This window comes from Lactobacillus gasseri ATCC 33323 = JCM 1131 (assembly GCF_000014425.1).
Lineage (GTDB): Bacteria > Bacillota > Bacilli > Lactobacillales > Lactobacillaceae > Lactobacillus > Lactobacillus gasseri.
Map to the genome: position 1 here is coordinate 1,432,227 of NC_008530.1, position 23,804 is coordinate 1,456,030.

The window sequence follows — 23,804 nt, forward strand, 5'->3', positions numbered from 1 at the left end:
CATGACTGAATTAGAAAAGGATTGTTTATTTTGTAAAATTATTAGAGGAGAAATTCCTTCCTACACAGTTTTTGAAAATGATGACGTCAAGGCTTTTCTTGATATTTCTCAAGTAACTAAGGGACATACTCTAATTATTCCTAAAAAGCACCTGATTAATTTCTTTGACTACAGCCAAGAAGACGCTGCTCGCTTTTTACAGTATATTCCAGTTGTTGCCCAAGCAATTAAAAAGTCTGATCCAACTATTAAGGGATTAAATGTTGAAGTAAACAACGGTGAAATTGCAGGACAAGTTGTTATGCACTCACACATTCACTTAATTCCACGTAGAAGTGAAAATGATCCAATCTCTACTCCTCATGTAAATAATGCAGATCAATATTCAGAAGCAGATTATCAAGCTGTTGCAAACGCTATCAAAAACAATCTATAATATCAGTAATTTTTCCTTTAATGCGGTACAATAAAGATGGTTATTAAGTTAAAAATTATTGAATAGATAAAGAGGTATACATTATGTCTGGATTTTTATTAGGAATTCTTACTGGTACAGTTGCAGGTGGCTTATTATCATACGCCAAGAATCCATTAAGTGGCAATTCTATTAGAAGCGACGTTAAAGATTCTGCAGATAACTTCAATGATTCAGTTCACCGCGTTAAAACAATTTACGATGAATTAGAAGAAAAGAGAATGGAACAACCAGAAGAAGACAAATCTGAAGATACTGATACTACTGAAACTCCATTTGAAGATGAAGAAGTCGAAGTTTCAGATCGTCCTTCACTTAAAGATAAGGCTCATGATTTAGTTGATGCCTTCTCTGCAGCATCATTCAAGGCTGTCGACCATGATCGCGTTTTTGCCGCAGTTAAGAATAAATTAAATGAAGCAAAAGAAGATCTTGAAGACGCAAGCGATGATGTTGAAAATGCTACTCAAGATGAGGAAAAAGTAGACAGCAATTCTGGCGCAAGCGAAGAAGAACATAAGGAAGAAAATTAATGAAATTTTTTGGAATTGGCTTAGGATTAGGTAGTTTAGCAGGATTAGGAATTTCTCTTCTTCCTAATCCACAAACTGGTCGTAAAGTTAAAGATGATGTCCGTCTCTTTTTAAATGATACTAAAAAGGACGCTACTTCATTAGCTACTAGTACAAAGCACGCTAAAAATGCTGCTAGCCAGTTAATAAATGACTTGCCACAAGCTGAAAAATCAGTTAAAGACATTCAAGACAGCTTAACTAATTTTCAAAGTTCAATTAAACCAGAAGTAGATCAAATGAAAGAAAATGTTTCTACACTAACTAAAGAAGCAGAATCTACAATTAATGGAATTAAAAATGAACTTTAATCTTAAGATTTGTTAGTCTTTTTTATAAATATCAAGAAAACTCTTATTGTCCATTGGGATAATAAGAGTTTTTATGTTATATTTGAACTTGTAATTAAGCAAAGGATGTGCAAATTAATTTATGAAAAAAACATGGAAAAAAGCAGCTACTGTTTTAGCTTTTGCAGGAATTGCCTTAAGTGCTACTGCTTGTTCTGGCGGTAAGGCTGTCGTTACTTATAAGGGCGGTAAGATTACTGAGTCACAATACTACAACAAGATGAAGGAATCTCAAGCAGGTCAATCCACTCTTGCCAGCATGATTGTTTCTGATGCTCTAGAAAGTCAATACGGTAAAGAAGTTACTCAAAAGCAAGTTGATAAAGAATACAACAAGTACAAGAAACAATACGGTAGTCAATTCGATTCAGTTCTTGAACAAAATGGAATGACTGCTTCAACTTTTAAGGATAACTTGAAGACTAATCTTTTGACTGAAGCTGCTTTGAAGCACATCAAGAAGATTACCCCAGCTCAAGAAAAGAAAGCTTGGAAGAATTATCAACCAGAAGTTACTGTGCAACACATTCTCGTTTCCAAGAAGAGTACTGCTGAAGATATCATTAAACAATTAAAAGATGGTGGCGACTTCAAGAAGTTAGCTAAGAAGTACTCTACTGATACTGCAACTAAGAATGATGCTGGTAAGCTACCTGCATTCGATTCAACTGATTCTACTTTAGATTCTAGCTTCAAGACCGCTGCATTTAAGCTTAAGACTGGTGAAATCACTACCACTCCAGTTAAGACTCAATACGGCTATCATGTAATTAAGATGATTAAGCACCCTGCTAAAGGTACTCTTAAAGAACACAAGAAACAAATTGATAACCAAATTTATCAATCAATGTCTGAAGATCAAAGCGTTATGAGAAGCGTAATTGCTACTGTTCTTAAGCGTGCTGATGTTTCTATTAAGGATAAAGATTTGAAGAACGTTCTTTCTCAATACGTTTCATCAGATAGTCTTTCAAAATAAAACTTTTATACACTAAAAAATACCGAGATCGTAAAAATCGATCTCGGTATTTTTTTATTCTAGTTTTGGTGCTTGATCTAAAGCTTCGTCATTTTTAGGACGATAAAATCTGCGATTATCTTGCGACTTAATTGTTTCAGTAAATTCACCTGGCTTAGTTTGCTGCAGAGCATTAGTAATTGCATAAACTGTTGCATCCAAATCATCGATCTTATGCAAAACTTCAGCTTCTAAAACTACTGGTCTATGAGCTGCTCCGTATTCCGGCAATCCATGATGAGATAAAACTAAATGTCTCAAAAGCATTAAGTCTTCACTATGTTCATCAATCTTTAGTTCATGTGCTGCTAACATAATTTGTTCATCAATTAAAACTAAGTGACCAATTAGATTTCCTTCAGTAGTATATTTAGTAGCAACAGGACCAGATAATTCAATTACCTTTCCCATATCATGCAAAATACATCCAGCATAAAGGAGCGAGCGATTAATCTGTGGATAAGTATTAGCAATCCCTTCAGCATCCCTTAACATGGAAACAGTATGAAATGCTAAACCATTTCTGACAGCATGATGGTTAGACTTACCGGCTGGATATGAAAAGAACTGCTTATTCCACTTTTTAAGCAAATACCGTACAATTCGATTCCAAGTTGGATTCAAAATTTCAAAAACACGTTTATTAATTTCTTCTTCGAGATCTTTTTGCTTAATTGGAGCAGAGTGAACAAATTGGTTTAAGTCATAACCTTCATTTGGTCCTACTACTCTTAAGTCATAAATCCTTATCTGTGGTCGATCTTGATACTCTTCTCGTTTTCCGCTTAATTCAACAATAGTGCCTGGACTGAAGGTATCAGCATCTTGCTGACTAGCATTCCAAAGATTTCCCCTAATTGTGCCACTTGAATCGCTAAATTGTAAAACTAAGTATTGTTTACCATTTTTACTGGTGCGAAGACTTGAATCTTTTAACAGTAAAACCAAATCCATATCTTCGCCATCATTATAATCAAGCAACCTTTTTATCATGATTATTCCTTTTCTATCCTTATTGGCTTCATCGCAAGATTAGTTACTAAATCTTGACGTGCCGTAAAAATTAAAACTTGCGTCTTCTTAGCCAATTCTTTTAATAATTCAACAATATAATTCGTTCTTTGCGCATCAAAGTTTACAAAGGCATCATCAATTAAAATTGGCAACGCGATCTTATCAGCAACTTGTTCAACGAAGGCTAATTTCAAAGCAAAGTATAATTGCTCACTAGTTCCGCGAGACAGATATTCAACTTCAAATTTTTTACCATCTGCGCGCTTAACTTTAAGTTTTTTATCTAATTCAATATCCACATATCTGCCACCAGTTAATAACTTAAAGTACTTTTTAGCATCTTCAAGCATCTTAGGAAAACGCTCATTTGAAGCTAAATCTAACCCCCGTGCAATCCAGTTGCTAGTCAATAGATTTGCCAGATACTCTTTAACATTTTCATTTAATGATGATTCAAGATCAGCTAACTTTTGCTTTTCTGCAAAATACTTATCTGAATTTGCTAAAACATTCATCTGATTTTCAAGTTTAGCATTTTCTGCATGTAAATTATTAATTTGATCTTGCTTATAAGCAATTTGCTCTTCTAATTGAGCTTTATTTTCTTTCAATGCTGCTGGGTCTTGAGCAATCTTTTCTAATTGAGCTAGATCAGCTTGTAGGTCATTTTTCAATGCTTCAATTTTCATCTTCAACTGTTCTTGCTCTTCTGCTTCTTTCTTCAAATCTGTGAATTCGGCAAAGTTAGCAACCTTATTCGCTGCAAACAGCTTAGAAAGTTCAATCTTGTTTTTAGCCAGTTGATTCTTTTTATCTTGTACTTGAATTATTAAATCATTTAAGTGCTGCTTAGCCAAATTACTTTGATCAAGTAATTTTTGCAGTGAATTTAATTGACTCACAATATCAGAAAAAGTCTGAATTTTTTTCTGAGTAAGCGGAGATAAATTCTGAACAAAAGCTTGAACCTTTTCATTCAAAGACTTTTGTTCTTGATCTAATTGAATCAGTAATTGCTTCTTAGACTCAATTTGAACTACTTCATTCCATAAGCTATTTAAATCAACTGTATTTGGATCAAGGCCATACTTTTCAATAAATTCTTGCTCTTGCTGACCATCTTTGGCATTCTTTTGTCTTGTCCAAACAAATAAACCCAGGCCACCCAAAGCAATCATTACTCCTAGAAAGCGAACAAATAAGTTACTGATTGCAACTGCGCTAAAAATTCCCGCAACTAACAAGATTAATGAAACAATTCCTGGTAAATTATTAGCTTCCTGTTTTTGACCTCTTAAAGCTTGATAATCAGACTTTATTTGCCCTCTTGCTTCACTAGACAACTTACTTAATTTAACAGCTTCTGGTTGAAATTGATCATAAGACTGTAGATCCTTCTTAGTCGTTTCAATTTGCCTTTGCAAATCTTTACTTTCGCTCTCCCAATGAAGGACTTCAGCCTTATGATCAACCAAAGCTTGAATCTTATCCTTATCGGCTAGTTCGCTACTTGCTTCAATTTCTTGGAGTTGTATATTCAAATTATCAACATCATTAGTTAAGTCCGCAAGTTTACTCCGAATAGCCTGAGCTCTTTCGTAATTTTCTTTAGAAAAAGAGAGAGGTTTTAATTTGCGTTTTAGTTCTTGATACTGTTTAAAATTAGTTAATTTTTGCATCAAAAGACTAATTTTTTGCTCTTGCTCATTTAGCTTAACTAACTCAGTCTGAACCTGTTTCAAATTTTCTTTTTCTGCAGTTAATTTTTCTTCAAATTCACGATAATCCTTAAATTCACTATCTGTTTGAGCCAAAACTTCCTTTTGCTCTTGAATTTGATTGATTAACTGGTTAATTACAGGTTTACGGCCACTCTTTTTAAAGAGCTTCTGTGCATTATTTGAAAATTCATCCCTTAAATCAAGCAACTTATGACTTTGCGAAGCTCCTAAAAAATAAATCTGTTCCATCAACTCTGCTTGAGATAGACCAGTTACCTCACGCATCATATCTTGATTGAAAATAAAACTATCGGTGTAGAAACTGCCGTCAATGTTTTGAATTCGATCAAAAAATACACTTTCTGGTACTACTTCATCATTTAAGCTGACAGTCAAGACGCCCTTTTTAGGATCTCCTTTAGCATATAGGCGACTTAAAACAAAAACATCATTTTTATCTTCAAAGGTCAAACTACCGCCCATCGGACTCACATGATCTAGAGGTTGATAATTCTCAAAGAAAGGTGATTTATTAGTTCTCAAGTGAAAGCCAAATAAAACCTGCTTAACAAAAGCAACTGTTGTACTTTTTCCTGCTTCATTTGCACCTAAAAAGATTGTTAAATCTTTGTTCAAATTAAAAGTTACATCATTTAATTTTCCAAAGTGAATAATTTTAATTTGGGTTAGTTTCATCATCCATATCCTTTAACTTTTGTCCCAATTTAACTTGTGCTAATTCTTTTACTTCTTCAATAAATTCTGGCTGTTTCAAAAGATCAGCAACATAATCGCTCTTTTTGCTTAAATCATTAGCTAAAGAATAAATCTTATCTAGTTCAAACGTTTCATTCTCCGCTTGATCAAAAGCTTCTTTATCAGCTGTCTTAAGTTGAAGTTTTTCATTATTGGTCAAATAAACTTTCACAGGTCGCGAATCAAACCTTAAAGAATTAGCAAGCTGAAGCCAATAATCACTATCATTAACCAATTCTAGCTCTTGTTCACTTAAGTATTGGGCACCTTGAATTGTTAAACCAAATAAAGTCTGGTGCTTATTCTTTTTAGTTAAAACTTCAACTATTTGTTTTGTTAAAACTGTTTGAGAAATTACTTGATCTAAATTCAAAGTCGCCATTTGCCAGATAATTGGAGCTGTTTCAACAAAATTAAGGCTTATTTCTTTGGTTGATTCATCTACTGTACCGACATAAACGCCCTTTGCTCCCTGCTCATTAATGTGTCTGCCTTGTAAATTACCACTATAAACAATTGGTGGCTTATCACTCAAAGTTTGGCGCAAATGAATATGCCCCAAGGCAAAGTAATTATAATTTAGGTCTTTAATTTCTGCTGTGGTAAATGGAGCGTAGACATTTTGATAAGCTGCAGTAGTCTTAGCTCCAGCGTGCATTAAACCAAAAGTGAAATTATCCCCTTTGTTGGGAAACTCACTAATCTTATCAACTTCAATATGATTATGTTGATAAGAAAAGCCGGCGACTGTATAAGGAAAGTCAGACTTAGTCTTAAACTCTACAGTTTCTACCTGTTCATCAGGACCTAAAAGTTTAAAATATGGCGTTTGCGGTAAAATCATTTCATCTGGATTTAAATAATCGTGATTTCCTAAAATCATCACAACTTGTATTTCTTGATCAGTAAGTCTTTTAACCTCACGACTAAAGAACAGCTGACTTTGTGGACTCGGATGAACCGAATCAAAAGTATCACCTGCAATTAAAACTAAATCTACCTTTTGATCTAGTGCGGTATCTATCGCTTTAATAAACGACTTTTGGGTTGACTGTTTAATATTATTAAACTCATTAGATGGCAAAAAAGATAGTCCTTGAAAAGGACTATCTAAATGCGCATCGGCCAAATGCATAAATTTCATATTAATTATTTTGCCTTTAAATCATCATATAAATCGCCAATCGGCTTAGTCATAGCTTGTTGAACATCATTAATCATTTGGAAGAGAGCTTGTTCCTTAGTGATCATGTCCTTTAATTCGTCGTTATTACGAACTTCTTCGTTAATCTTTTGGTATTCTTTCTTAACATCGTCAGAAAGTGGTTGACCTGAATTTTGAGCAGCCAAGATTTGTTGTTGAAGCTTATCCATTCTTTGGTACAAGTCTAAACTTTCTGGCTTGTTCTTTAAGTTTTCAAGAGATTTCTTTAAATCCTTAAATTGTTCAGTTTCTTGTAAGTCCTTTGCCATTTGGTTGGCATTATCATAAATATTAACCATTTTTATAATTAAATCTCCTTTATTTTTACTGACCTAAAAGTCCTTTAAGGTTATTATACCATTCGTTAAACTTAGACCCAGTATCATTGATTCCTTTTTGTACTTGTTTTCCAATATTACCGAGCCAGTCTGAATTTGCACCTGTATCTTGAGAAATTTGCTGAGCGCTCTTTTCCTTAAATTGCGTTTGCGAAGTATATGGCAGCAAGCGTTCTAACTCAGACTTATAAAGGTGCGTAATTCCTGTTTCAGAAATTCCTTCCATGTAGTGATTTTGATCCGTCTTATCAAAACCAACCCAAGTTGACAAAACAACATCTGGAGTATAACCAACAATCCATTGATCTTTCGTACCAAAGCCATAACTATCTGGCACCTCTGTTGATCCAGTTTTACCAGCTACTCTAAAGTTTGCCGGCTGAGCTGATCTACCAGTACCAGAAGTGAAAACGCCTAAAAGCATAGAGGTCATTTCTTTTGCAGTATTAGTAGAAATTATTCGGTGACTGCCAGGATTCTTGTTTTGAGCAATTACATTCCCGCTAGCATCAGTAATTTTAGTAATACAGTAAGACTGATTTGGCAAGTTTCCTTCATTAGCAAAAGCGCTGTAAGCTCTCGCCATCTGCATTGGAGAAACACCAGTCGACAAACCACCTAAAGCTAAAGCCAAGTTTTGGTCACTCTTATTAACATGAATGCCGAAGTTTTCAACAGATTGAACACCCTTGCTGACACCAATTTTGTCTAATAACCAAACAGCTGGAACATTTTTACTTTGTGCTAGAGCCTCATACATTGGAATCTTATTTGAGTATTGATTATCAACATTTTTTGGTTCATAACCATTTTTGCCAAATTTTTGTAATTTATTAGAAAGTTCAGAATCGTAGTGATAGCCACTTTGCAGAGCTGGCGAATAAACAGCCAGTGGCTTCATCGTTGAACCAGGCTGACGCTTCATCTGCGTGGCACGATTATAGCCTCGAAAGACATGTTGCCCTCTTCCGCCAACTATTGCTCGAACAGCTCCCGTCTTAGGATCCATTGCGACGCTTGCACCTTGAACTTTGGTTCCATCACTAGCATTTGACGGGAAATTCCAGCTTTCTTCAAAACTGTCTTGCAAGGCACTTTGATAGCCAGTATCAAGAGTAGTGTAAATCTTTAAGCCCTTGTTCATTACATCTTCTTCTTTTAAGCCATAACGATCAATTGCTTCATCCACAACTGCGTCAAAGAAGTAAGGATAGCGATAACCATCTTCTTGAGAAAATGTATCTTCTAAAGTTAATGTCGTCTTTTTAGCATTATCAGCCTGAGTCTCAGAGATCTTCCCTGTATCAGCCATCAAGCCTAGCACAACATTACGCCGTGAAATTGCATTATCCATATGGTCAATAGGATTATAATAACTGGGACTTCTCAGCATCCCGGTAATAGTAGCTGCTTCACCTACTGTTACATCGCTCGCATTTTTACCAAAATAACGCCTTGCAGCATCTTGAACTCCCCAAACACCATTACCAAAGTAAGCGTTGTTCAAGTACATGGTTAGAATATCTTTTTTAGAGTAGACACGATTAATCTCGATTGCAAAAAAGAGCTCTTCTAATTTTCTAGAAAAAGTCTGCTTTTGCGTTAGTAAGGCATTCTTTGCTAGCTGCTGCGTTAGCGTTGAACCACCACCGACAATACCGTGGTGAATTACACTACTTATGGCAGCTCTAGCCATTCCCTTAACACTAAAACCAGGATTTTTATAAAAAGTTCGGTCTTCTGTCGCAATCACAGCATCTTGAATATAAGGCGAAATCTGACTTAATTCTACAAAAGAACCTTTTTGCGAATAAAGCGAACCCGCCTTTTGATTTTTATTATCATAAATAGTAGTTGTAGTAGAAAGAGCTGCCTTCATGTTAGAGATGTTTGAAGTTTTTACCTTAACGGTATAATAAGTACAAACGAACAAACAACACGACAGCAATATTAAAATTAACCAACGCCAAATTTGAAAACGGTGGTTGAAGTTTTTAATCGCTAAATGAACGCGATGCCAAAACTCGTGATTTTGGGAATGCATAAAATTAAAACTCCCTTTTCGTCAATAAACCTAATATGACGATTTTAGCATATCTTTATTTGAAAACTAGTATTTTAAAAGTTAAAAATTAGATAAGGTGGAAAAGATGACCACATACCATTATTTTCTTACATATCCTGCAAATTTAGGACCAATAAGTGTTAACGAATTAATGCGCAAATTATTAATTCCAAGAAAATGGCGTCATTTTTTGCGTACTGAAAAACAGATTTTAATTAATGATCATTACTTACCACTTAATTTTTTAGTAAAAGCTGGTGACAAGATTGATATTTATCTAGATCATGTCGAAAGTGACCAACAAACTTATCCTGCTAGTGGAAAATTACCTAAAGTCGTATATGAAGATTCAGATATTCTAGTAATTGATAAACCTACTGGGCAAAAAACGCACCCAAATTTAGATGAAAAAGATACTGCGTTAAATGATTGTGCTACTTACCTAGGCTACAGTCCCTTTATTGTTCACCGCCTTGATATGCTTACAAATGGTTTATTATTAGTGGCTAAAAATCCGGCTGTTGTTCCAATCTTAAATCGGCAATTAACTAATAAAACCTTGCACCGCGAATACTTAGCATGGGTTTCTAAATCAAACCAGTTAAAGCAAAGCGGAACAATTTCTTTATCCATTGGGCACGATCCTGACGATCAAAGAAAAAGAATGGTACGCCTCGATGGTCAAAAGGCGATTACTCATTATGAAGTAATTAAAGAATGTGAAAATAAGGAACTGGTAAAACTTACTCTAGAAACTGGGCGCACACATCAGATTAGAGTTCACTTAGCAGCGCTCGGTGCTCCAATTATTGGGGATCCACTATATAATCCAAATTATCAAAATGGGGAAAAATTACAGCTAACTGCTTATCAACTCACATTTATGGGGCCTTTTAAGTTCGAAAGTAAGACTGTTAAATTGATAGAAAAATAAAAGAGATACGCAAAAATGCATATCTCTTTTTTCATATGCCTCAAACAGGAGTCGAACCTGCACTCACTTGCGTGAACAGCGACCTGAACGCTGCGCGTCTGCCAATTCCGCCATTGAGGCAACTTGTAGAACATATCTATCATACCAAAAAGTTGGCAAAATTGAAAAGTCAAATAATTTAAAAATAATCCAAGTTGCATTTGCGAACTATTGTTCGTATAATATCAATTAATAAGAACAAACGTTCAGCTGAAAGGTAATTATTATGTATGACTATCGCTACGAACCGCATCGCTTAATTTTTATGATTGATAATAAGAGTTTTTTTGCCTCCTGTGAGGCGCTTCGTTTAGGTCTTAATCCGATGGAAACCTGTTTAGCCGTTGTGTCTAGACAACCTGACAGTTGCTGGGGATCCGGCTTAATTATGGCAGCCTCTCCTTTAGCTAAGAAAAAATATGGCTTGCATAATGTTATGCGCGTCCGCCAATTACCGCCTAAATGGAAAGCCCCTGATTTAAAGCTAGTTGAACCCCACATGAATCTTTATATTAAGCGCAGCGTTCAAGTCTTAGATATTTTCAGAAAATATGCGGCTAACGAAGATATTCACATGTATTCCATCGATGAAGGAATGATCGACATGACTGATTCTTGGAAACTCTTTGGCAATGGTCCCTATTATGTTGCACGCAAAATTCAAAAAGATATTCATGATGCTTTGGGACTTTATACTACTTGCGGAATCGGTGAAAATCCTCTTTTGGCTAAACTAGCAATGGATAATTCTGCTAAACACAAAAAATCGATGCTTGCTTTTTGGCATTATCTTGACGTCCCCGATACTATTTGGAAAATAGAAAAATTAGAAGATGTTTGGGGAATAAATACTCGCACTGCTAATCGGTTAAGAAAAATCGGAATTAACAATATGTATGACTTAGCTCACTCTAGTCCTTATCTTCTAAAAAAAGAATTTGGAATTATTGGTGAACAATTATTGGCAGAAAGTTGGGGCGTCGACCGTAGTATCATCAGACAAAAATATCATCCCAAAAGTAAAAGCTATGGTAACTCTCAAGTTTTAACGCGGGATTATTTCAATCAACGTGAAATAGAACTGGTCATTAGAGAAATTGGTGAGCAAGTCGCGGCCCGTATTCGCGCCCATAATTTACGAGCGGGCAAAGTTAGTCTGTATATTGGCTTTTCCCTTTTTCAATTGACGGAAACTACTAAACGCGGTGGTTTTGGCGTTCAACGTAAAATTACTCCAACTAATGTAAACCATGACTTAGTAAAAGAACTGATTGCTTTATTTCGCGAAAACTGGCATAGAGAAAGCGTTCGTACGATTAGTGTCAGCTACACCGACTTATCACCTGATGGTACACAACAATTAAATATGCTTGAAGACTTTGATCTGCAAATTAAAAGATATAAATTAGACCACATTGTTGACAAAATACGAAAAGAGCATGGTTTCACTTCGCTAGTCAAAGCTTCTAGCCTACTCAAAGGTGCGACTGCTATTGAACGCAGTAATTTAGTTGGTGGACATAACGGAGGTAACGCTTATGAATAATGCGAATTTTGATAAAGAGATCCAAAATTTTTTCAAAAATTATCACGACCGTGGAATGCAGAAATGGGGTGGCTTTTTCTTAAGTGATCATACTGTTCAAATAAATAAAGATAATCAGAAAGCTAATACTACTTATAAAAAAGAGACAGAAATGGACCTAGAAGAAATAAGTAAGATTTTATTTAAAGCTTTTAGCAACCATTATCAAATTCGATTGCAACTTAAAAATCGTAACTATAATAATGAATTTAGAAAAGATATTACTGGTTTTGTTGATGGTTATCATAATAGTCAGATAATTATTTCAGGGTACGCAGTTGAAATTGAAGATATTAATCATGTGGAAATATTAAGAATAAACAAAAATGAGATATGAACTTGAATCGTCCATATCTCACTTTTTACATATAATTGCTTATTAGTTCTTCTGCTTGTTTGAGAATCGGTAATTCTCGGTTGGTAATCAGCTGTCCCAACTTAGTACTAGTTTGTTTTTTATACGCATCAACCGCTTCTTCATAAGTTAACTTTAACGTTGATAAATGAAAATCTTCAATTTCTGCTTGCGTTAGATGTTTTTCACCAAAAGAAACTATTTTACATAAAAAGTAATTATTAATGTTGTGCCGATGAATTAAGCTATAATAGTCGCTTACTGTGCCAATCTTACAAAGAATATCGACATTTACGCCCAATTCTTCTTTTAGCTCTCTTTTAAGTGCTGTAGTTAGGTCTTCGCCTGCTTCAACTCCGCCACCAGATGTTTCAATGAAGATACCCTTACCGAAATCATCATCTCTCTGTACTCTTACAAAGTAATACTTTTGTTGATCGTCAACTACAATCGCACGAACAATTTGTCGATCATGATCGATATAGGTTTTCGGCCATTGTGTGTCTTGTAATTCGAGGTTTAGTTCTGGCATTTTTTCTCCATATCAACTTACTTTTCGATTTTAATCTTAATTGGCCAAGATAGCTTAAAGTTCTTTATCTTATTTTTCAAAATTTCTTTTGACTCTTAAAAATTATAAAACGTTACAGAAGTTTTAAAACTTTTATTTTTATTTTGATATTCAAACTTTTTCATACTTTCTCCTTACTAGTACCTATTTTTTAATACTTTATCCAAAAACTTCGGCAGCAGCAACAACTTTGATCAATTCTTCATCTACCTTATCTCTACCATAAGCGTCTAAAAAACGATCGCGATATTGATTAGTCTTCAAATTAAACCATAGTGTCCAAACTCCCCAAAACAGATCAATATGGCGATCGCCAACACCTGCGCAATCAAGATCAATAAATCCTGAAAATTTCCAGTTATCCAAAATAATATTTGGTAAACAGTAATCTCCATGCAGTAAAACTTTGCTTTGCAAGGCATCTTTACCTGCTGATAAAACTTCATGAGCTTGTTCAGCTGACCGATAGCCAAAACTGTCTGGAAAACTCGATTTATCATAATTTCCTGTCCGATAATTATTTTCAGCTTTTGCCAAATATTCGGTCGTTCGATTCATCACTGGGCAGTCACTATAGTCTATTTCATGCAATTTTCTTAATTCGGTAGCAATTGTATCGTATAAACGTTTCGGATTAGCTAAATATTCGTTATCGACACAATCTTTACCTACAACCGCTTTTGTTAACAGCCAATCATGATCGTTTGAACTATAATTCAACACTTCAGCGCCTAAATTTTTGGAATGAAAGTATTGCGTCATTTTAGCTTCTTTTTCAAGTGTACCAGTTTTGGCGCATTTTAAATAATAACCGCCATCCCTATCAATAAAATATACACGAGCCTCAGGAGATGACGAACTGTCATAAATATCTGCACCAGCAATCAAATGCTTCAATTCTTGCGGTACTTTATTTGGAATTTTATCAATCAGCGTCTTTTTCATTAAAATAGTCCCGTCCCCATATAATGACGAAGCAAATAATCAGATGCTTTCTTTAATGTTAAGTAATTAATATTATTAGAAAACAGCATAATCATTTCTTTCGTTCTATAGTTTGCGACAAAACAAGAATTATATCCTGGAATACTTCCTTCTGCTCGGATAACATCCCCCTTGAAGTAGACCCCGCCATAGTAAGCGACTGCCTGACGTCTAGCTTGCTGAGCATATTCATTAATCATCTTAGGATCTTTTAACACTTTGTTATACACAAACTTCCAATAATCATTAGGTGATATAAATAAGTTTCCTGCTCCAAAATCAGATGATGTCGTAACAACTACCTTATGCCAGTCAACATTGCTACTCATTGGTTGAGAAACTTCATTTTGCTTAACTTCAGAATAATCCTTAATTTGGTGCAATTTTAATGGCTTAGCAAAATTTTTTTGAATATAGTCGTTATAGCTCAAATGACTTTCCTTACTGATAATTGCTGCTAATAACTCGTAGTCTACATCTTGATAGTCCCACGTATGAAGGTGATCGTTTTGCATATATTTAAGCATATAAGCAATTTGTTCTTCTTGATTTTTAAGCGGTTCAGATGGACGAGCATTATTAATCAATCCACTTGTATGATTCATCAATTCACGAATCGTTATATCGCTGCTGCCTGAAACTTGTGGATAATATTTAGATAAAGTCGTATTCCAACCAAGCTCCTTTTTTTGCTGCAAATTATAAATTGCAGTTCCTGTCATAATCTTTTGCAAGGAAGCAGTTGGAAATAGTTGATCCACATTTACTATGTCATTTTTGTTAGACGTTTCATTATTCTTAATGACAACAGGTTTTCCGTCTTTTCCGCTAACGAGCATCACACCATTGATATGATTCGATTTCATGTAATTTTTAAGCTGTCTTTGTGAGTTTTTAAGTCCAGGATCTATCCTGCTTCCTGAAGGTACAATAAATAAAAACACTGAAAACATACAGAGCGCCAAAAAGATATAGAAGATAATTTTTTTATGATGCATAACTATTCCTTTCATTTACCGCGCAAAGTACAAGATGATATTTTTTGCAGAATTTCCTTAATTACTTTTCTTTAATTGTATGCCTAATCTATCAGTCCTCTCAAGCAACCAGCATAAATAAAAAGTGTACTAATTCCACTTATTTATGGAAAAGTACACCTACTATTAATAAAATTTATTATTATTTCTTCTCAAGCACCGTCACTGCTTCAACATGCCACGAGCTATTATGGTTAATTACACATTCTGGATAAACCGCCACACTAACTAATTTGCTTTGCCTAATAAAAAGCATTGAGTTTGTTAACTCGCTTGCATAACGTCCAATATTGCCTTGATTTTGAGATGAACAGCAAGTTCCAAATTGCTACTGGTTTGCGGGAAAATATGGGACCTAAAAAGGTATCTGATCGTTTGTGGGAAATAAAACATGCATTTCAACAGAACTATGAGCCGAGGTGATTTCAAAAATAAAGCTATGCAAATTCTCCGGAGTAATGTTTCCATCAAACTGTCTAAATTCCCGGATAAAGCCCCTATAATTTGATAAATATTTATCTCTATTTATTAAGCTATCATACTTTGCTTTAGTCAATTCTTTATCCTCGGCACTAATAAATTGCCGTAAGATTCTTGCCATCTCTACTCCCTGCACTATATCGGTATTCATTAATTTCTCTAAACGAGGCTTAAACGACAAGATATATTTAACTCTTTCTTGAAGTTCTTCTAAGGTAATATTTTCATTTGGTTGAATAGTTTTCATTATTTATACCTCCCCATGACAATATCCTTAACTTCTTGCAGATAATCATCGGTATATTCCGGAACAAGCAATTGACCATCAATGGCATCGAGCATGACCTTTTCTTTATCCTTCAGCTTCTTATACACTGTACTGTCAATAAAGCCAGTGTGGGCAACATCACCTTTGGTCATCAAATAATAGTAACGAGTGTATTGATCAGCTGATAGTCCCAATCGATTGATCCGATCCCGCGACTGCAACATAAATGTCAGGTTGAAGTTATATTCAAAGTAGACAGCATCGTGCACAGTTTGATGCAAAGAAATAGATTCACCTAACGTATTAGGATTCGATACCAGTACTTGCGCATCACCAGTACGGAAATTATTAATCATTCCTTCACGATCTTGTTTTGGAGTAGCACCATAAACCAATGTAGTCTTGATTCCCATACCGTTGAGAGTATCGGTAATCTTTTGCATGGTACCGACAAACATCCCCCAAACAAGAACTTTTTTACCCTGGCTAACTAGTTTGTCGATCAGATCAATGCCCAGTTCAAACTTGGGTGACTCAATTTTGGCCAGATTATATTTCTTATAAGCATCCCCACTGCTGGCATTTTCTTTTTCCACAGTTGAGGCTTGCTTATCCCAAACACCAGAATCCGCATCTACAAGACCTAACTCTTTATAGTTAATGTTGGTTGCTAGTAATTCTGGATTAGTTGAAGCTTGCAGCAATCTAATAAAAGTAGCCAAAGTACCATTTTCAGTTTCATAAATAGCCTGTGACAACATCTGCTGATTCTTTGATGGTTCAACTTCTTTAATAATGTCGGGGTCGGGTTTTGGTACATGTAAATCTTCTTTATTGGTCCGCCAGAAAAATGATGACAGTTTTTTGTTCACATCTTCTGAATCAATATTGTTTAAGGTTGTTAGGTCCCAAGCAAAGAAGGATGAGTATTCATCAGGGTACATCAAATGCAAAAAGTTGTAGATGTCTCTAAAGCCATTTGGAATTGGTGTTCCAGTTAAAACGTACCGATAATGCGGTGCCTGACTAAGACTTAGAGCAGCCTTAGCACGCTGACCACCGACACCTTTTACTCGGTGAACTTCGTCAAAAACTAACATAGTTTTAGAATCCAGTAAGTCATTGATGATGTTCAGCTTACTTTGTAAAGATTCATAGTTAATCGTAATCACATCTGCTTGAACCCAATCATGCTTAACTACTCCAGGATTATTATTGTACTTCTTATCCCGCATATTAAGATAATGAAGCTGCCGTTTTGGTCCAAACACAGCTTCAAATTCTGTCCGCCAGGCAGCGAATGCATTTAATGGTGACACTACAAGGAGCTTATCAACTTCATTCACTCTAGGACTAGACAAGTAGGCAAAAGTTCCATACATCATGGCAGTCTTCCCAGCACCAGGAACTGAAAAGTTAGCGGCTCGTTTCATGATAGTCATAAAGAAACTAGCTTTTTCTTGCTCTGGCTTTAATGGCCGCGTAATCTCTTGACTAACAATCGTTTTGAAATTATCAAATTCTTGCTGCCAACGAGGATCACCATCTTTGATAGTTAACCCAGCCTGACTTTGTTCTTTAATGTAATACTGTCGTTGCTGTACAAACTGATCAAACTTATTACTCGTTTGGACTTCGGGTAATCCCTTACGCTTCAGACGACGATTAAGCTTCTTGACTAATTCAAGTAACTGAACATAAGTCAAATCTTGTTTAAATGTTCGTTGTTTAGCATCTTCGAAGTAAGGAGCAAAAATTGCTAAGCCGCGCTGAGCAGTCTTAGTTTTCAGAGTATGGTGATCGTCATCTAATAATTGAAACAGGCCCGCATCATTTTTAATGATAATTGGACTATCTGATTTCGTCTCCATACTTGCTGAACAACTCCTTACTTAATTGATTTAAATCCCGCATATATTTTTGGAGTTCCTTTAACTGATCCTCACTAACCTCGTTATAACGTAAACTTCCAATTAATCCGCCATCTTCATTCAGATCATGGTAGTATTTAACATTCTGCTTGATATTGCGAATGAACTTATCTACAGACTCACTGTTGCGGGCATTTCGCATGTAGGTATCAAATGTATCCCCTAGCGATTCAACCGTTTCATTTTCATCAGTCAAACTCTGCATTAAATCAGAGGTATTCTTAATTTCATCATCCTGGAGAGAGTCGGATAAATCGTCCACCATGTCCGCAACATCATCGTTAAAGTCTTCGTTATCCACACTGTTAACGATATTTTTACTATATTCACGTATATGAGTTCTGGCAGTATTCCCACTAACGCCCACGTGAATTTGATAAAGGATCACGCCAAAGTAAGAATTCATGGTTTCATTTTTACGAACTTGTGACTCTGGATCATCACCAAAATTTTTGGACAGTGACTTACCCATTTCATAGAACAGCGACCAAACTTTGCTTTCTTTGATAATATTAAAGTTATTTTCTGGAGCCCCAATAAACTCTAGAAACTTTTTCATGTAGACCGCACCATCATAATATTTCTTAACTTCTGTCGGACGCATATGTGAGTCAGCTGCATAATCCGCTTGGGTCATAATTGGGTTATCACCACTGGTAGTCTGGTAAATGTCAACTGCCAAATCAACCGGGTCATAATTTTGCCTCTCTTCAACACCCATCTGAATGGCCAATTCCAATTTCTTGATTTTAGCTCGTTCAGTAGTGTTGTCATATGAGAATGGTAAAACAACGGCCTCAAAATAAACCGTTCGTCCAGACGTTTGGTGAATATCACGTAAGGCAGTATAACGACGATTACCATCAACGATCCGACCATCATCAAGAACATAACCATAAACCTGTTGACCAGATTCTTTGATCGATTTCTCAGTCCGCTTTAATGCTGATGAATTATCCTGTTCAATCAACTTAGCAACAAAATTGTTATATTGCGGATCTTCTTGATCATTTGCTGGGTGTAATTCATCGCGATACTGAGAGATTCCGGTCGCAATTCGTCCATTCTTATCGTTGTAATAGACATATTCTAGTGGAATCTTGTAAACATCCAACGTTTCAGAGCTAACCCCATCAACCTTAATCGGTAACTTGGGCTTGGCACCGGTTTTCTCTAACTTTCCCTCTTTAGCTAATTCGATTAGCGACAACATTTCAGTTCAACTCCCCATTTTCCAATTTATTGATCAAATCATGTACTTCCTGCTCGCTAGTAGCCATCTGATAGTAAACTCCAGATTCCTTTAAATGATCGAAGTACTTTTGTTGAATAATCCTTATTTCTTCATCACCTAAACGCATGTTTTCAGCTTTGGCTTCGATCACCAAATAGATTGGCTTACTACCATGTTCAATCTTAAAAATAAAGTCAGGTGTAGTAGTACCGTTATCGAAGCGAGGTATCTTAATTGCCTTCTTTGGTAACTTACCAAAGACACTAATCTTAGGTCCATATGAGCGCTGTAAAATCTTTAATTCTGGATCAGCACTGTCATAACGTAGTGGTGGCCGATCATACAAGTACTTTTCATCAGAAGTTGAATTTGACTGATATACACCCAGGACACTAGCAGGTACTGAATCTACAAATTCATGTTTCTTGGCATTATAAATCGAAGTAGAAGCTGAAAATTTCAAGGGTTCATAACTATAAGAAGTTTTGATTCGTTCGTTAAATTGATTATTAAAAGTTCGAATTAAGTTCCCCAGTGTCTTTTCATTGATGTAGTTAGTATTATTCCTTAACCTCTTAATGGCCTTAATCATTAAGTTGTTCAATAAGTTTACAGATAGATCTGTTTGCTGAGCCAGGATTTTAAGGAACTTACCATATTTCATGGTCAAATATTCAGTATTATAGTCGGCCTGCGTTTCTCGAACAGATGCCGAACTATTATCAGTAACCACTTCTTGGTGGACCATTTGTGGCCGCTGCAGAACGAAAATCTTATTATCGCTATCATTGAAGACATTACGAGCCACAGTTTCAGCATCCTGATTAACCGACGGATCAAACTTTATCATCTGTCGCTTGGCCAACTGCAGCCACAAATTCTTTAGTTGCTGCCAGTTTTGTTTTCGCAGCTTAACCACTGTGTTATCCTTAGAATTCTTATCCCGAACTCTCCCCTTAGCAACTTTAGTCTGCTGTTCAAGTTCTGGATAAAGTTGGCATAACGCATCATAGCCGGACATCGTTTGACCATCAAGTTCAACATTTGCTTTGAACTTGTTAGAACGGGTAATTACATTGTGATCATCCAGGTCATCAAGCAGCTGATCTTCATTGAATTGTGGATCAGCTTTTTGTTTGGCCTGGACAATTAGCTCAATCATATCGTCAGTAAGTTCTTCTTGGTTCAACTTAATTGGTGAATCATCATTGATTTCGCCAACCAGTTTCTGGGCAAAATCACGCTCATCATAACCAATCAAGAATGATAAACGACTTTGCCATTCATCTTGGTTAAGGCGGTGTCCAGTTTCATCAACTGGCAAACGTAAGCCACGACCAACTTCCTGAATCTTACTAATCTCTGAACCGGAAGTTCGTAACTTAGCAATCGTAAAGACATTTGGATTATCCCAACCTTCACGTAACGTCCACTTAGAGAATAGAAAACGGCGCGTCAGCCAGTTGCCATCTTTATCTTTGAAGCTAAGCAACTTTTCCTTATTGCTTAAAATATCTTCAACTTCTGCTTGGATATCAGCATCGGAGCTTCCACGATCTTCGCTGAAATAACCAGCATAGACGTCCTGATGTTCAGACTGTAAGCTCTTTAATGTTGCTTGTAAAAAGGAGTGATATTCCTTTTCTCGGTCATCGATAGCTAATTCATAACGTTCAATTAGTTTCTTCAGCTTCTTGGTTAAAATCTTTTCAAAGTGTTGGGCCAACCATCCTTTACCATTATTTTCCCCACGAAAACTGGAAATACTGTCGATAAAGAATAATGATAGAGTCTTGATTTTAGGAGCATTATCACCCGAATTTAGGCGCAGAAAGTTCTCTTCTTCTGCTTTAAAATGACAATCTAAGGCTTGAGAGATAATTTCATCCTGATAATTCTGAGCAAAGGTACCAGGAATAAGTTTCATATCTTTAGATAAAGCCAACCCATTAGATAATTCACGGTCTGTCCCTCCAGCGTAAGTAATGTTTCCTTCAAAACCTGGATCAACATCTGCTAAGTTTTCGCCCACGCTAAGTTGGTATTCTTTCTTCCCCTTTGTAAGAATAAGTCCTTTAGCTTTAACCTGTTTAACCTTATATAGATTATTAGCTTGCTCCTCAGTCATGTCAGGATAATCAATATCAATTCCCTTAACCAAGCCTTGGTTAAAACTATCAACAGCATCTAAGTTAAATTGAGGTTCACCACGATAATAATCAATCTTAGTGATCTTATTTTTACCCCGTCCACTAGTCGTTTCTGGAAATGTAGCCCCAAACCGAACAATCAACTGAGGCTTCATTTCTTCGATGTCCTCGTAAAATTTCTTACCACGAGGGAAACGTTGTGGTTCATCAATAATCACTACGGGCCGAGTAGCTGCAATAGCTTTAATTGGAGATGTTTCGCCACCTAATAAAGTTTGATCATAGTCATCACGGTGCATGGACTTTGAATGCAGCATCCCCTGGTTAACCAGCAATACTTCAATTTGATTAGCGTTCTGTCGAGTAGCTTCCACAAATTCAGAAAGTTGAGCGGGAAAGTTCCGGCGCCCTGAGCGCGCACTAAAATCACCTGCGTTAATGACGTTTAATTGTACACGGGTATTTTCATAAAATTCGCTAAAATGCTGTTTAGCATAATCGCTAGTAATAAAGCTGCGAGTACCTTCCTTAATACTTGGACTGGGTACGGCAATGACGAATTTGAAGAGACCATATTTTTGATGAAGGTCGTACATCATCCGGGTGTAGACATAGGTCTTCCCGGTACCAGTTTCCATTTTGATATCGATATTTGCTTTATCGTTATAACGGTACCTAATTAAAGGATTAGCGTAAATGTAATTGGCATTTGGATCATTAGTCGTGGTATCAATTCCGGGAAAAGCCTTATCGATCGCAGTTAGTGCATCAGTTTGGTGTTGTAAAGTTTCAAGTTTAATCTTCATGACACTAGTACCTCTTGATTAACGTAACTTTACTGTCTAACTGCTTAAGACCATTTTCCAGTTCACGTAATTCAGCAACGTTAAATGAATAGCCAAAAAGAACTACGGATTGAACTTCTAATTGGTGTGTGCCAAGCTGGTTCAGCAACTCTTTAGTCTGGTCGGCACCCCATCCCTCATTGATTAAGTAAAGTCTGTTATCTTCAACTTTATGTGCAGTGTAGTTGCCAAATTTTACATCCTGCACATCAGCATCAAATGCATAACCATCTTTAGCTAACCAAGTAGTTAAAATTGTTTCTTCACCGCTAGCATCCCCATCAATGTTCAATGCTTGGCTAGAAAACCCATCAACCATATTGGTAAATAAATTAGTGTTATTTGGATCGAAGTCATCAATGTCTTCGAGAGTTTGCTTAACAGGTTTCACTACCCGGTAGTGCTTAAAACTACCATCAAAGTCTTCTGGCAAAGTTAATTCATTATCTTCACGAATCTTTTTGGCAGCACGACGAATACGCTCACGTGAAATCTGATCAATGGATCTGAAGCCAGCGTCATATGCAGTTTTACCACCCTTAGTTGGTACTTCTTTGCCATCTTTGTTAGTATGGTAAGTTTGTTCAGGAAGCTGCACCATAATGAATCTACGATGGCCGTCATCTTCGGCATTGAGTTGCATAACTGCATCAGCGGTTGTGGAGGAGCCAGCGAAAAAGTCCATTACAGTTGCATATTTGTTGCCTCCAATTCTAACTAACATTTTTATTAATGATGTTGGTTTTGGAAAATTAAAATATCTTTTACCAAAAAGCTCTTGTACCTCATTACTTCCTCTTTGATTAGTTCCATATTCTATCCCCCCAAAAATCATTAGGAATCTGCCCCTTATTAAGCATATCTTTTAGATAAATCTTTCGTCGAGGCGAACCACCATTCTTTTCGGGCCAGTGAATGAGGTCTTTCTTTTTTAATTCTATAAACTCATTTTCAGGTATTAGCCATGGACCCTTAGCTATATCTCCACTTGGTGTTCTTACATCATAATTAAAACGACCCCGAACAGGTTCTCTTAGACGTCCCCTACCGTAATATCCACGTTTGTCATGATATTTATAATCTTTCTTTGCTTTTTCAGATAAGGGCAAATGTCCAATTTTAAAGGTATCTGACTTAGAGTAAACAAGTATATACTCTTTTACTTTAGCTAAAGAGCCAATATTTGATTGACCATCCTGACGTCTCCACGCAATATTCGCAACAAAATTATTTTCGCCAAAAATTTCATCACAAATTTCTTTCAAATTCGTGCTTTCATTATCGTCAATGGAAATAAATATTACACCTGAATTAGCTAAAAATCTCTTAGCTAGTATCAATCTTGGGTACATAAATGTAAGCCAAGCGGAATGACTAGATTTCCCTTGGATGCTTTTAAGACGCTCAACTTGGTCATCGTCTAAGCCAAACATATCTTTCAATTTCTCATCACTATATTCAAAAGAATCGGGATAAACAAAGCCATCGCTACCAGTGTTATACGGTGGATCAATGTAAATAACATCAATCTTGTTTTGATAATTGTTCTGCAAATGACGCAGCACTTCTAAGTTATCGCCGGTGAAAAAGAGATTCTTACTATCTTTTCCTTCACCTTGATTTTGCTTTTCATCGGGTACAATTACAGTACTCGGCATTTCACCTGCCTGGCGACGTGCATAGTCTTTACCGATAAAGTCTAATTGATATCCTTCGCTCAGCTCATTCACATTTTTGTCTTTCAATTGGTCCTTGAACTTATCAAGATCAAAAGATCCTTCTTTGGTAAAAAATTCGGGCAACTTTTCTTTCAGTTCATTTAAGAAAGCTGTGTTTGGCTGTACAGTTTCATTGTATTTTTCATTATCTGTTTGCATT

At 36.0% G+C, this 23,804-nt stretch carries 19 protein-coding genes, 1 tRNA gene and 1 pseudogene; 7 read left to right on the top strand and 14 right to left on the bottom strand.

The window, feature by feature from the left end; translation table 11 throughout:
• The first annotated feature begins 1 nt into the window (after position 1).
• The 4 genes from LGAS_RS07080 (at position 2) to LGAS_RS07095 (ending at position 2,376) form a co-directional block, all read left to right on the top strand.
• The gene (locus tag LGAS_RS07080; protein ID WP_003646887.1) at positions 2–436 is read left to right on the top strand and encodes an HIT family protein; all 435 of its coding nucleotides are present in this window, start codon (positions 2–4) and stop codon (positions 434–436) included.
• Positions 437–519: 83 nt separating this feature from the next.
• The gene (locus tag LGAS_RS07085) at positions 520–1,008 is read left to right on the top strand and encodes a hypothetical protein (RefSeq protein WP_003646886.1); all 489 of its coding nucleotides are present in this window, start codon (positions 520–522) and stop codon (positions 1,006–1,008) included.
• Entirely contained in the window at positions 1,008–1,358 is a 351-nt protein-coding gene (locus tag LGAS_RS07090; RefSeq protein ID WP_003646885.1) for a YtxH domain-containing protein, read from the top strand. Before LGAS_RS07085 ends, LGAS_RS07090 begins: the two co-directional genes overlap by 1 nt.
• A gap of 121 nt (positions 1,359–1,479) precedes the next feature.
• Complete coding sequence (locus LGAS_RS07095; RefSeq protein ID WP_003646884.1) at positions 1,480–2,376, top strand: peptidylprolyl isomerase PrsA; 897 nt, start codon at positions 1,480–1,482, stop codon at positions 2,374–2,376.
• A gap of 54 nt (positions 2,377–2,430) precedes the next feature.
• On the opposite strand, the gene LGAS_RS07100 is transcribed toward LGAS_RS07095, so the two are convergent.
• Genes LGAS_RS07100 through LGAS_RS07120 form a run of 5 tightly spaced genes read right to left on the bottom strand, consistent with a single transcriptional unit; the run spans position 2,431 to position 9,492 of the window.
• Positions 2,431–3,408, bottom strand: a complete 978-nt coding sequence (locus LGAS_RS07100) for a 3'-5' exoribonuclease YhaM family protein (protein WP_003646883.1) — start codon at positions 3,406–3,408, stop codon at positions 2,431–2,433.
• Positions 3,409–3,410: 2 nt separating this feature from the next.
• On the bottom strand, positions 3,411–5,846 hold the full coding sequence (locus LGAS_RS07105) for an AAA family ATPase (protein WP_003646882.1): 2,436 nt from the start codon (positions 5,844–5,846) through the stop codon (positions 3,411–3,413).
• Positions 5,827–7,050 carry a metallophosphoesterase family protein gene (locus LGAS_RS07110; RefSeq protein WP_003646881.1) on the bottom strand — a complete coding sequence of 408 codons (1,224 nt, stop codon included), beginning with the start codon at positions 7,048–7,050 and terminating at the stop codon, positions 5,827–5,829. Before LGAS_RS07110 ends, LGAS_RS07105 begins: the two co-directional genes overlap by 20 nt.
• A gap of 5 nt (positions 7,051–7,055) precedes the next feature.
• The gene (locus tag LGAS_RS07115; RefSeq protein WP_003646880.1) at positions 7,056–7,409 is read right to left on the bottom strand and encodes a YlbF family regulator; all 354 of its coding nucleotides are present in this window, start codon (positions 7,407–7,409) and stop codon (positions 7,056–7,058) included.
• A 25-nt stretch (positions 7,410–7,434) separates the two neighbouring features.
• A complete protein-coding gene (locus LGAS_RS07120) occupies positions 7,435–9,492 on the bottom strand; it encodes a PBP1A family penicillin-binding protein (RefSeq protein ID WP_003646879.1) in 2,058 nt (685 codons plus the stop codon).
• Positions 9,493–9,598: 106 nt separating this feature from the next.
• Between LGAS_RS07120 and LGAS_RS07125 the strand changes: the two genes are divergently transcribed.
• Entirely contained in the window at positions 9,599–10,447 is an 849-nt protein-coding gene (locus LGAS_RS07125) for an RluA family pseudouridine synthase (RefSeq protein ID WP_003646878.1), read from the top strand.
• 36 nt (positions 10,448–10,483) lie between these two features.
• Here the strand turns inward: LGAS_RS07125 and LGAS_RS07130 are convergent.
• Positions 10,484–10,567 (bottom strand) — tRNA-Leu (locus LGAS_RS07130).
• 145 nt (positions 10,568–10,712) lie between these two features.
• Between LGAS_RS07130 and LGAS_RS07135 the strand changes: the two genes are divergently transcribed.
• Positions 10,713–12,032, top strand: coding sequence for a Y-family DNA polymerase (locus LGAS_RS07135; protein WP_003646877.1), 1,320 nt, complete (start codon positions 10,713–10,715; stop codon positions 12,030–12,032).
• Positions 12,025–12,408 carry a hypothetical protein gene (locus LGAS_RS07140; RefSeq protein WP_003652733.1) on the top strand — a complete coding sequence of 128 codons (384 nt, stop codon included), beginning with the start codon at positions 12,025–12,027 and terminating at the stop codon, positions 12,406–12,408. The genes LGAS_RS07135 and LGAS_RS07140 overlap by 8 nt, the downstream gene beginning before the upstream one ends.
• Before the next feature lie 25 nt (positions 12,409–12,433).
• Here the strand turns inward: LGAS_RS07140 and LGAS_RS07145 are convergent, their stop codons facing one another.
• The 8 genes and pseudogenes from LGAS_RS07145 to LGAS_RS07180 all read right to left on the bottom strand — a co-directional run bounded on the left by LGAS_RS07145 (position 12,434) and on the right by LGAS_RS07180 (position 23,803).
• Positions 12,434–12,958, bottom strand: a complete 525-nt coding sequence (locus tag LGAS_RS07145) for an NUDIX domain-containing protein (protein ID WP_003646875.1) — start codon at positions 12,956–12,958, stop codon at positions 12,434–12,436.
• A gap of 198 nt (positions 12,959–13,156) precedes the next feature.
• The gene (locus tag LGAS_RS07150) at positions 13,157–13,942 is read right to left on the bottom strand and encodes an aminoglycoside 3'-phosphotransferase (RefSeq protein WP_003646874.1); all 786 of its coding nucleotides are present in this window, start codon (positions 13,940–13,942) and stop codon (positions 13,157–13,159) included.
• The gene (locus LGAS_RS07155; RefSeq protein ID WP_003646873.1) at positions 13,942–14,979 is read right to left on the bottom strand and encodes a serine hydrolase domain-containing protein; all 1,038 of its coding nucleotides are present in this window, start codon (positions 14,977–14,979) and stop codon (positions 13,942–13,944) included. Before LGAS_RS07155 ends, LGAS_RS07150 begins: the two co-directional genes overlap by 1 nt.
• A gap of 394 nt (positions 14,980–15,373) precedes the next feature.
• Complete coding sequence (locus LGAS_RS07160) at positions 15,374–15,745, bottom strand: hypothetical protein (RefSeq protein WP_003652736.1); 372 nt, start codon at positions 15,743–15,745, stop codon at positions 15,374–15,376.
• Positions 15,745–17,637, bottom strand: a complete 1,893-nt coding sequence (locus LGAS_RS07165) for an SNF2-related protein (RefSeq protein WP_003652738.1) — start codon at positions 17,635–17,637, stop codon at positions 15,745–15,747. Before LGAS_RS07165 ends, LGAS_RS07160 begins: the two co-directional genes overlap by 1 nt.
• Positions 17,618–18,910 (bottom strand): ParB N-terminal domain-containing protein, encoded by a 1,293-nt coding sequence (locus LGAS_RS07170; protein WP_003652740.1) that lies wholly within the window; start codon positions 18,908–18,910, stop codon positions 17,618–17,620. The genes LGAS_RS07165 and LGAS_RS07170 overlap by 20 nt, the downstream gene beginning before the upstream one ends.
• A 1-nt stretch (position 18,911) precedes the next feature.
• Positions 18,912–21,887 carry a type III restriction-modification system endonuclease gene (locus LGAS_RS07175; protein WP_003652741.1) on the bottom strand — a complete coding sequence of 992 codons (2,976 nt, stop codon included), beginning with the start codon at positions 21,885–21,887 and terminating at the stop codon, positions 18,912–18,914.
• A 4-nt stretch (positions 21,888–21,891) separates the two neighbouring features.
• Positions 21,892–23,803: pseudogene (locus tag LGAS_RS07180) on the bottom strand (DNA methyltransferase).
• Position 23,804: the final 1 nt, after the last annotated feature.